The following is a 9,610-nucleotide window of genomic DNA, read 5'->3' as shown; positions in this document are numbered from 1 at the left end:
GAGGGTGGGGGTGCGGAGGCGGGGCTGAAAAGCCTGATCCGGACACCTGCCAGGATTCGAAGTTGGGGTGCCCGCCCGAAGAGCAGCCTTCGATCCCGGGCGAGCTTCCACCCCCGGGGAGCGGCACGCAGACGCCGCCGGGCAATGAGAACCCCCAGACCCAGCCGCCTCCGGTGAAGGAGCCGGAGACCGTGCCACCTGCATCGGGGGCCACGCTGTGGTTCGCGAAGGAGGGCGCCGCGCAGGACGACCTGGCGCTGGACCTGGCGGCGGACGCCACCACGGGCGACTTCTTCACCGCCGCCGTGCACGGCTACGACGACCTGGACGCGCGCACGCCCACGGATGACGCCGTGGAGCTGGTCCTCACGCGGCGCTCCGGCGGGGGGCAGACGCTGTGGACCCACGCGTACGACGTGCGCGTGAACCCCACGCCCGCGGAACTGCGCGCGGACGTTCGGGCGCGCGTGGCGGCGGACGGTGCTGGCGGCATGCTCCTGGCCGGCAACATCCAGGGCACGGTGGACCTGGGCACCGGCAAGCTCAGCGACGGCGCCATCATCGCGAGGCTGTCCGCGGACGGCGCGACGCTCTGGGCGCACCGGGTGCCCGGCGAGCTGACGGTGAAGGACGTGGCGGCGGACGCGGAAGGAAGGCTGTACGTGGCCTATACCGCGCCGGCTTCCGTGGACCTGGGCAACGAGGTGAAGGGGGCCTCGGCCGGCGTGGCGGTGTTCACGGCGGACGGCACGGCGGAGCGCGCCTTCGCCGTGGGCAGCGCGGAGTCCGTAGGCGCGGGCGCCGAGCCCCTGTCCCTGGCCCCCGGCGCGGACGGCAGCGTGGCGGTGGCGGGGCACTACACGGGCACCGTGCGCTTCGGCACCAACGTCACGCAGGGCTCCGGTTCGGGCAGCCCGTTCGTGGCGCTGTACCGGCAGGACGGCGCGCTCGGCTGGGCGAAGGTGCGGCCCGGCGTGAAGGGAAGTGTCCGGGACGTGAGCCGCGACACCGCCGGTGACGTGGTGGCGGGCGGCGACTTCCAGGGCAGCTTCTCCTGGGCGGGCGCGTCGCTGAAGGGCGCCTCCAGCCCCAGCCCCTTCGTGGTGGTGACGGGCGCGGACGGCACCGAGCGCTGGGCGCGCGACCTGGGCGTGGACGCGTCCGTGCAGGGCGTGGCCATCCACTCCACCGGCGAGGTGCTGGTGGTGGGCTACACGTACTCGTGGCTGGAGAACGGAGCCTCGGGCACGGACGGCCTGGGGTCCGCGCAGCTCTTCACCCAGCGCTTCGACCCCACGGGACAGCCGCTGGCCTCGCGCCTCTTCCTGGGCACCGCGCCGGAAGCGCGCGGCGAGCTGTACGGCGTGGAGGCGGTGCCGGCGGTGACGTTGATGCCGGACGGCGACACGGTGCTGTTCGGCTACACCGACCGCGTCACGGACTTCGGCGTGGACAAGTTCAAGCCCACGCGCGGCGACGTCTTCCTCGTGCGCGTGAAGTATTAGACAGACGTTACCGAGGAGCGCCCGCGCTTCCGGCGGCGGGCGCTCCGACAGGGCGCAGCGCGTTCTGGCCCAGGCGTGAGAAGTTGATGGAGTTGCTCAGGATGCGCACCGCCTCCTGGTCCGCGTGGAAGCCCATGGAGTTCTCCGCCTCCACGAAGTCCAGGTAGAACTGGGCGCGCTTCTGCAGGTCGCGCGCCTTGGCCAGCGCGTCCTCGGGCGCTCCCGCCTTCTGTGCGCTCTCGAGGTCGTGGATGAGGTCCACCAGCGCGTCCATGGCGATGTTGCGCGTCTGGAAGGTGCGCGTCTGGATGGTCTCCGCCCGGTTGAGCAGCTCCGCCTCGCTCCACTTGTGGCACGTCTGACAGGCGCGGTTGATGTTGAGCAGCGGGCTGCGCACGTGGTGGTCGCTGATCTTCATCGCCCCCTCGCGCTGGTAGGGCATGTGGCAGTCCGCGCACGCCACGCCGCTCTTCGCGTGGATGCCCTGGTTGTACATCTCGAACTCAGGGTGCTGCGCCTTGAGGACCTTCGCGCCGGTGAGGGCGTGGGTCCAGTCGGCGTGCCCGTCCTCGTCGTAGTAGGCCATGATCTGGTCGATGTTGATGCCCTTGGCCCAGGGGTACGTGAGGCGCTTCTCCTTGCCCTTGAAGTAGTACTCGACGTGGCACTGCCCGCACACGTACGTGCGCATCTCCTGGCGGGTGGCGTCCTGGTTCACCTTGAAGTCGGGCACGCCCTGGCTGGCCTTGAGCGCGGCGATGCCCTCGATGAAGCCGGGGCGCGTGACGCGCAGCTGCATGGTGGTGGGGTCGTGGCAGTCGATGCAGGACACCGGGTGCTCCACGAGCTTGCGAGCCTCGGCGAAGGGCATCTGGTTCATCTTTTCAAAGCCCTTGATGAGGTCCCCGTCCCCCAGCTTCTTGTAGGGCACGTACACGCTGCCGTGGCAGTGGATGCAGGTGCCCGGCTGCTGCGTCACCTGCTGCCGCTGGGTGAAGACCTGATCCTCCAGCATGTGCGCGTGGCCGCGCTCCTCGCGGAAGTCGGTGGCGAAGGCGTAGCCGCTCCACATGGTGACCAGGCGGGGGTCCTCCTCCAGCCGGCTCTGCGCCACCACCGAGCGCGGATCCGCCTGGGTGGGCGTGCGCGCCACCGCCTCGCTGCCACCGTAGCGGGTGCGCTTCTGGTCCACCGTGCGCTTGTAGCCGTCGTACTGGAGCGGGAAGTTCTTCCCCCACACGGCGGGGTCCGTGATGGTGTCGTCGAGCTCCACCACCCGGTAGAAGGGGTTCTTCGCCTCCTGCTTGCGCTCCATGATGTTGACCAGGAGGGCGGTGACACCCGCCGAGGCCAGCGCCGCCACCACCGCGACCGCCACCACGAGCTTGATGCCGCTGAACAGCCGGCGCTTCGCCGGAGCCTTCTCGGGCTCGGTCATCGTGCAATCTCCTTACGGATGAGCTCGGGGTTCCCCGACCCTTCGGGATGACCCACGGAGTTGTGGCAGGTGAGGCACTGGAGCTGCTCGCCGGGCGCCACCTGCCCATGGCCCGTGGGCGGCGTCTCGATGGCCTCCACGATGGAGGCATGGCACTTGCGGCACGCGTTCTCCGTCACCACGCGGTTGCCCGGACGCAGGCGGATGGGGTCCGGGAAGGTGCCGGTGGTGAAGTAGAACGAGTGCCAGAAGCCGTTGCTCGCCTTCGTGTAGTACTTGGGCAGGAAGCCCGCGGGCGTGTGGCAGTCGTTGCAGGTGGCCACCGCGTGGTGGCTGCTCTTGCGCCAGCCGTCGTACTGCTCGTTCATGATGTGGCAGTTGGCACAGGCGGCCGGGTCGTCCCGCAGGTACGACGAGCCCTTCGCGTACGCGAAGGTGAAGCCGCCGAGACCGACCGCCACACCGATGGCAATCCCGAGGGTCACGGCCAGCACGGTGCGGGATGCGAAGAGCACGTGGGGCACCCTACATAAATCGCCCACCGGTGGGGGAAACACTTCAACAGCGTGACGGTGGCGCGTGCGCGTGAAGTGTCAGACAGACGCCCACGACCGCTGACCGCATGGTCCCACCCCTCTGGCGGGCCCATGCTCGAGCATGTCCAAGCGTGCGGCGGCGTTGCTGTGTCTGGGGTTGAGCTCGGCCTGCGCGCACTACCGGGTCCAAGCGCCCGGCGCCGCCGGGGCCAGCGCCACTGAACCGCAAGGCGAGGTCCTCTGGTCCCTGGGCTGGGGGCTCGTCCAGGAGCGGCCCCAGGTGGACAACTGCCAGGGCCAGGCGCTCGCGGAGGTCACCCAGAGCACCAACGTGGGCTTCGCGCTCATCAGCGTGCTGACGCTCGGCCTCGCGATGCCGCAGCGGGTGGAGTGGCGCTGCGCGAAGGCGCAGCCGGCGCCCGGCGACCTAGGGGTGCGGTAGCCATGCCCCCCGTCATCCACGAGAGCAGCCAGAAGCGCTGGCAGAACTGGCACCAGAGCTACACCCAGAAGCTGGAGCTGCTGGTGGATGTCTGGAACGCGGATGCCTCCCAGTCCACGGTGCCGGGCTACATCGACACCACCGTGGGCCTGCAGGGGCTCATCCAGCGCGCGCTCACCGAGCGCCTGGAGATCCGCGGCCTGGGCGGAGGCTGGTCCTTCACCAAGGCGCCCGCCACCAGCGGCATCCTCGTCAACACCCGGCCCCTGAACTACCTCTTCCCCGCACCCCGCACCCATCCCGCCTATCCAGGCCGGAGGGAGGACCTCCTCTTCGCGCAGTGTGGTGTCTCCGTCGCGGAGCTGAACCACTTCCTGAAGAGCATTGGCAAGTCGCTGACCACCTCGGGCGCCAGCAACGGGCAGACCATCGCCGGGGCCATCGGGACGGGCACGCATGGCTCCAGCCTGGAGACCGGCGCCATGCAGGACTTCGTGGTGGGCCTGCACGTCGTCGTCTCACCGGACCGCCACGTCTGGCTGGAGCGAGCCAGCGCGCCAGTCATCCACGACGAGATTCCCCAGAAGCTGGGCGCGGAGCTCATCCGGGACGACGCCCTCTTCAACGCCGCCCTGGTGGGCCTGGGCGGCTTCGGCCTCGTGCACGGCGTCCTCATGGAGGTGGTGGACCTCTACTACCTCCAGGCGTACCGCCGGAGGATGCCGCTCGATGAGGGGCTCTGGCGCGCGCTCGACCAGCTGGACTTCTCCGGCATCACGCTGCCGGGGCCGCCGGGACTCAAGCCCTATCACTTCACGGCGGTCATCAACCCCAACGACATGGAGCGGGGTGTCTTCGTCACGGTGATGTACGAGCACGCGCGGTGTCCGGAAGGCTCGAACCCGCCCAGCCCCGGCAGCAAGCTGACGCAGGGGGACAGCGCGCTCGAAATCATCGGCGTGCTGACGGACATGGTCTCGGAGCTGACCATCCCCCTGCTGGCGCGGCTGATGGATCGCTTCTACCCGGAGTACGAAAACGTCTGCGGGACGCACGGCGAGCTGTTCACCGACACGACCACGCGGGGCAAGGCCTGGGGCAGCGCGGTGGCCGTGCCGCTCGGCCGGGTGCGCGAGACCGTGGAGCTGGCCCTCGCCATCAATCGCACCCATGCGTTCCCCGGGCTGTTCGGGGTGCGCTACGCCCTGCCCTCCCGAGCTCCGCTGGCGTTCACCCAGCACGCGCCCATGACGTGCATCCTCGACATCGACGGAGCGTCGTCCACCCGCACGAAGTCCTACAACCGCCGCGTCTGGCAGCAGCTCGCCGGGTCCTCCATCCCCCACACGTACCACTGGGGCAAGTTCCACGAGCTGGACGGCCCGGCGGTGCGCAGCCTGTACGGCGAGGCACGCGTGGACGCCTGGCTCGAAGCGCGCCGGGCACTGCTCCCCACGCCGGAGCTGCGCGCGGCCTTCGCCAATGACTATCTCCGTGAATTGGGACTCGCGTGAGCAGGCGCGTCAGCCCGTGGGCGGTGGGGCGCGGCTCTCCCCGGAAGCGGCGAGCAGCCTTCTTCAGCGACCCTCGTCGCGACCTCGGACTCGCGCGCGGAAGCTCGCCGGGGTGGCGGTAATGGCCGCACTGCTCACGCCCGGCGCGGACACGGATGACGGACCGGTGCTCCGGGGCCAGGTGCAGCTGCGCTGGTACTTCGCCCGGTGCCGCTAAAGACAACGGGCCCGGCGCACTGAAGGCACCGGGCCCGTCCATGTCTCACAGCCGAGGAACGTCTCAGCCGCCGAGCGCCACGTTCTCCAGCACGCCCAGCGCGTCAGGGACGAGCACGGCGGCGGAGTAGTAGGTGCTCACCAGGTAGTTCGTCATGGCCTGGTCATTCACGGCCATGCGCTTCACGGTGAGGCTCGGCTCCACCTCATCGGGGATGCCCGCGTTGTGCAAGCCCACCACGCCCTGGTCGTCCTGACCGATGCGCATGGCGATGATGGAGGTGGTGTTCTCCCGGCTGATGGGCAGCTTGTCGCACGGGAGGATGGGCACCCCGCGCCACGCCTGGAACTTCGCCCCGCCCACGTCCACGACCGTCGGGTACAGGCCGCGCTTGTTGCACTCCCGGCCGAACGCCGCGATGGCACGCGGGTGGGCCAGGAAGTAGCGCGTCTTGCGGCGGCGCGTCAGCAGCTCATCCATGTCGTCCGGCGTCGGCGGACCCGAGCGGGTGTTGATGCGCTGCTTGAGGTCGGCGTTGTGCAGCAGGCCGAACTCCGGGTTGTTGATGAGCTCCCACTCCTTGCGCTCCTTCAGCGCCTCGATGGTCAGCCGCAGCTGCTCCGCGGTCTGGTTCATCGGGTCGTTGAAGATGTCCGACACGCGGGTGTGCACGCGCAGGATGGTCTGCGCCACGCTCAGCTCGTACTCGCGCGGCTTCAGCTCGTAGTCCACGAAGGTGCCGGGCAGCACGGGCTCGCCGTGGTGGCCAGCGGCCAGCGCGATGGCGGCCTGTCCCGCCTTGTCCTGGGGCTTCTTGAGGTTGGCCCGGTAGCGCTCCACGTGCGCCTTCAGCGCCGGGGACTGGCTGATGAGGGACTCGAACACGTCCTGCGGCAGCGCCATCACCGTGCAGGCCGTGACGGCCTTGACGGTGAAGGGCCACACGTCGTTCGACTCCACCACCGCCTGGTCACCGAAGTGGTCGCCGTCCGCCAGCGTGTCCAGCACGACGGGGTCGCCGTACTTGCCGGCCTTCAGCTTCTGCGCCTTGCCGTGCGCCAGCAGGAACACGTGCTCGGCGGACTTGCCCGCCTCCACGATGTTCTCCCCCGCCTTGAACTGCTTCTGGGTGAAGCGGCCGGCCAGGGTGCGGATGAGCAGGTCATCCACGTCCTCGAAGCCCCGCATCAGCGGCAGCTTGAGCAGCTCCTGCGGGATGATCTCCACCTTGGCGCCGATGTTGCTGAAGTTCAGCCGGTCGTCGCCCACGGTGTACGTCAGCCGCCGGTTCACGCGGTACGTGCCGCCGGATACCTGCACCCAGGGCAGGATGCTCAGCAGGTAGCGGGGCGAGATGCCCTGCATCACCGGCTGCGTCTTCGTCGTCGTCGCGAGCTGGCGCGCACCCGCCGTGCTGAGGCTGGTGCCTTCGTGCGCCGCTACGTCCTTCTGTGAAGTCGTCATGGAAGAACCTTCCCGTTACGTGCGGACGAAGAACTACGAGCGACCCAGCTCCACGCTCTCCAGGATGCCCAGCGCGTCCGGCGTCAGCACCGCCGCGGAGAAGTACGCCGTCACCAGGTAGTTCATGATGGCCTTCTCGTTGATGCCCATGAACCGGACGTTGAGGCTGGGCTCGATCTCATCCGGGATGCCCGCCTGGTGCAGACCCACGACGCCCTGGTTCTTCTCACCCGCGCGCATCAGCATGATGGACGTGGTGCGCGACTCGCTGATGGGCAGCTTGTTGCAGGACACGATGGGGATGCCGCGCCACGCGGGCACCATGGTCCCGTTCATGTCGGTGCTGGTGGGGTAGATGCCGCGCTTGTTGCACTCCTGCCCGAACGCGGCGATGGCGCGCGGGTGGGCCAGGAAGAACGACGGCTCCTTCCACACCGTGGCCAGCAGCTCGTCCATGTCGTCCGGCGTCGGCGCGCCGGAGCGGGTGTGGATGCGCTGCTTCAGGTCCGCGTTGTGCAGCAGGCCGAACTCACGGTTGTTGATGAGCTCGTGCTCCTTGCGCTCCTTCAGCGCCTCCACGGTCAGACGCAGCTGCTGCTGGGTCTGGTTCATGGGGTCGTTGAAGAGGTCCGCGACGCGCGTGTGGATCTGGAGGACGGTCTGCGCGATGGCCAGCTCGTACTCGCGCGGGTGCGTCTCGTAGTCCACGAAGGTGCCGGGCAGCACGGGCTCGCCGTGGTGGCCGGCGGCCAGCTCGATGGCCTTCTGGCCGGACGTGTCCTGCTTCTTCTTGGAGCGGGCCTTGAAGTTGTCGATGTGCTTCTGCAGCGACGGCACCTGCGCCACGACCGCCTCGAAGGCGGACTGCTGGAGGACCAGCGCGATGACGGGCGTCACGGCCTTCGCCGTGAACTGCCAGTAGTCCTGCGACTCCAGCAGCGCCTGGTAGCTGTAGTGGTCGCCGTCCGCCAGCGTCTCCAGCACCAGCGGCTCGCCGTACTTGCCGGTGCCAATGCGGTTCACCTTGCCGTGGGCGATGAGGACGATGGAGTCCGCTTCCTTGCCGGCCTCGGTGATGACCTCACCGGCCTTGTACTCCTTCTGCACGAAGCGGTTGGCCAGCGCGGTGAGCGCGTCCACGTCTTCATAGCCGCGCAGCAGGGGCAGCTCGCCCAGCTCCTGCGGAATCACCTGCACCTTGGCGCCGGTGCTGGTGAAGGTGACGCGGCCGTCGCCCACCGCGTAGGTCATGCGGCGGTTGACGCGGAACGTACCGCCGGACACCTGCACCCACGGCAGCAGCTTGAGCAGCGTCCGCGAGGAGATGCCCTGCATCTGCGGCTCGGACTTGGTCGTCGTCGCCAGCTGACGCGCCGCCTGCGTGCCAAGGCTCTGGTTGTTGTCGTCGAACTTCTTGGTGTCGTTGGACATGGGTCACCCTTCTGCAGGTTGAAGAATCGAAAAGGCTTCGGACTGCGGTTGAACTCAGGATTTGGCGGCGCGGAACAGCTCGGCGACGCGCATCGCGGAGGTGCCCAGGCTGGAGACGTTCCCGGCCTTGAGCTTCGGCGCCGCGTCGTGGATGAGCTCCTTCTCGGTGTAACGGGTCACCTCCGCGTGCCACCGGGGGATGCCCGCCATCCACTGCTGGAGCTGCTCCACGTACTTGTTCAGCTTCTCCTGCGCCTTCGCATCCAGGTCGAAGGTGCGGATGACCACCGGCAGCTCCTTGGCCACCAGGTGCTCGAACTGCTTCATGCGCGCGGTCATCAATTCGTTGACCGTGAGCACGGCCGCGTCCTTGTCCACGCCCAGGAACTTCTGGACCACGAGCACGCAGTTGTTGAGCTCGCCCTCGAACTGGATCTCCTTCTGGTAGGAGAAGAGGTCGTTGACGAAGCAGGCGTAGTCCGCGGCGGAGTTCTCCAGCCCGCGCAGCGTGCGGGTGTTGAAGACGGCCTCCGGCACCGCGTCGCCCTTGGAGAGGCGCGACAGGCTCATGGTGAGGTCCGAGCCGAACGTCTTGCGGCGCATCTCCACGTAGTCCACGGGGTCCGGCACGCGGTTGGTGAGCTGGTTGTTCAGCTCCCACACCCAGCTGTCCGTCATGTCCTGGATGGCCTTGCGGAACAGCATGCGGCCGCGCGGCGACAGCGGGCCGGCGGTGCGCTTCCACAGGTCCACCAGGCCCAGCTCCACCGGGTTGGTGGGCACCGCGGCGTTGGCGGCCTCCACGTCATCCGGCATGAACTGGCCCAGCCGCGCGGTGAACATCTTCGCGCCCGCCATGTCCCGCGTGTTCGCGTAGAGCATGGGGAAGTAGTCGTCCGCGTAGGTGCCCCAGACGAGCCAGCACGCCGTCAGGTCCAGCTGCTCCGGGGTCGCGTCCGGGTGGATGTACGCGCCGCAGAGGGCCACGTCCGCCGCGTCGAACTTGTGGTCGTCCCAGACGTAGAACCCCACCACGGGCACCACCTCCAGCATGCCCACCCGC

7 protein-coding genes and 1 pseudogene are annotated in these 9,610 nt (G+C 68.7%); 3 read left to right on the top strand and 5 right to left on the bottom strand.

Translation table 11 applies throughout. The features are described 5' to 3' along the window. Positions 1–1,505 (top strand): hypothetical protein (locus tag D7Y21_RS42050; protein ID WP_233612449.1); only part of this gene is annotated, 1,505 nt, incomplete at its 5' end. A 7-nt stretch (positions 1,506–1,512) separates the two neighbouring features. On the opposite strand, the gene D7Y21_RS37825 is transcribed toward D7Y21_RS42050, so the two are convergent. Together D7Y21_RS37825 and nrfH are read right to left on the bottom strand one after the other, a co-directional pair. Then, positions 1,513–2,943, bottom strand: a complete 1,431-nt coding sequence (locus D7Y21_RS37825) for an ammonia-forming cytochrome c nitrite reductase subunit c552 (protein ID WP_121718291.1) — start codon at positions 2,941–2,943, stop codon at positions 1,513–1,515. Then, the gene (gene nrfH / locus D7Y21_RS37820) at positions 2,940–3,458 is read right to left on the bottom strand and encodes a cytochrome c nitrite reductase small subunit (protein WP_014400156.1); all 519 of its coding nucleotides are present in this window, start codon (positions 3,456–3,458) and stop codon (positions 2,940–2,942) included. The genes D7Y21_RS37825 and nrfH overlap by 4 nt, the downstream gene beginning before the upstream one ends. A 142-nt stretch (positions 3,459–3,600) precedes the next feature. Here nrfH and D7Y21_RS37815 point away from each other — a divergent pair, with 142 nt between their 5' ends. Next, on the top strand, positions 3,601–3,921 hold the full coding sequence (locus D7Y21_RS37815) for a hypothetical protein (protein WP_121718290.1): 321 nt from the start codon (positions 3,601–3,603) through the stop codon (positions 3,919–3,921). A gap of 2 nt (positions 3,922–3,923) precedes the next feature. After that, positions 3,924–5,435 (top strand): FAD-binding protein, encoded by a 1,512-nt coding sequence (locus D7Y21_RS37810; RefSeq protein WP_121718289.1) that lies wholly within the window; start codon positions 3,924–3,926, stop codon positions 5,433–5,435. Positions 5,436–5,715: 280 nt separating this feature from the next. On the opposite strand, the gene D7Y21_RS37805 is transcribed toward D7Y21_RS37810, so the two are convergent. The 3 genes and pseudogenes from D7Y21_RS37805 to D7Y21_RS37795 all read right to left on the bottom strand — a co-directional run. Next, positions 5,716–7,116 carry a family 2B encapsulin nanocompartment shell protein gene (locus D7Y21_RS37805; RefSeq protein WP_121718288.1) on the bottom strand — a complete coding sequence of 467 codons (1,401 nt, stop codon included), beginning with the start codon at positions 7,114–7,116 and terminating at the stop codon, positions 5,716–5,718. 33 nt (positions 7,117–7,149) lie between these two features. Next, on the bottom strand, positions 7,150–8,547 hold the full coding sequence (locus tag D7Y21_RS37800) for a family 2B encapsulin nanocompartment shell protein (protein ID WP_121718287.1): 1,398 nt from the start codon (positions 8,545–8,547) through the stop codon (positions 7,150–7,152). A 54-nt stretch (positions 8,548–8,601) separates the two neighbouring features. Continuing rightward, positions 8,602–9,610, bottom strand: a pseudogene (locus D7Y21_RS37795) (germacradienol/geosmin synthase); the annotation flags it as partial.

Source organism: Corallococcus sp. AB045 (assembly GCF_003668895.1).
In the GTDB taxonomy this organism is placed as follows: Bacteria; Myxococcota; Myxococcia; order Myxococcales; family Myxococcaceae; genus Corallococcus; species Corallococcus coralloides.
Note: the sequence above shows the minus strand (reverse complement) of the source record. Positions and strands in the feature narration are given on the sequence as shown.

Coding starts and splice junctions, on each gene's coding strand:
- D7Y21_RS37825 (WP_121718291.1), bottom strand. CDS start 2,943: ATGACCGAGCCCGAGAAGGCTCCGGCGAAGCGCCGGCTGTTCAGCGGC.
- D7Y21_RS37815 (WP_121718290.1), top strand. CDS start 3,601: ATGTCCAAGCGTGCGGCGGCGTTGCTGTGTCTGGGGTTGAGCTCGGCC.
- D7Y21_RS37810 (WP_121718289.1), top strand. CDS start 3,924: ATGCCCCCCGTCATCCACGAGAGCAGCCAGAAGCGCTGGCAGAACTGG.
- D7Y21_RS37805 (WP_121718288.1), bottom strand. CDS start 7,116: ATGACGACTTCACAGAAGGACGTAGCGGCGCACGAAGGCACCAGCCTC.
- D7Y21_RS37800 (WP_121718287.1), bottom strand. CDS start 8,547: ATGTCCAACGACACCAAGAAGTTCGACGACAACAACCAGAGCCTTGGC.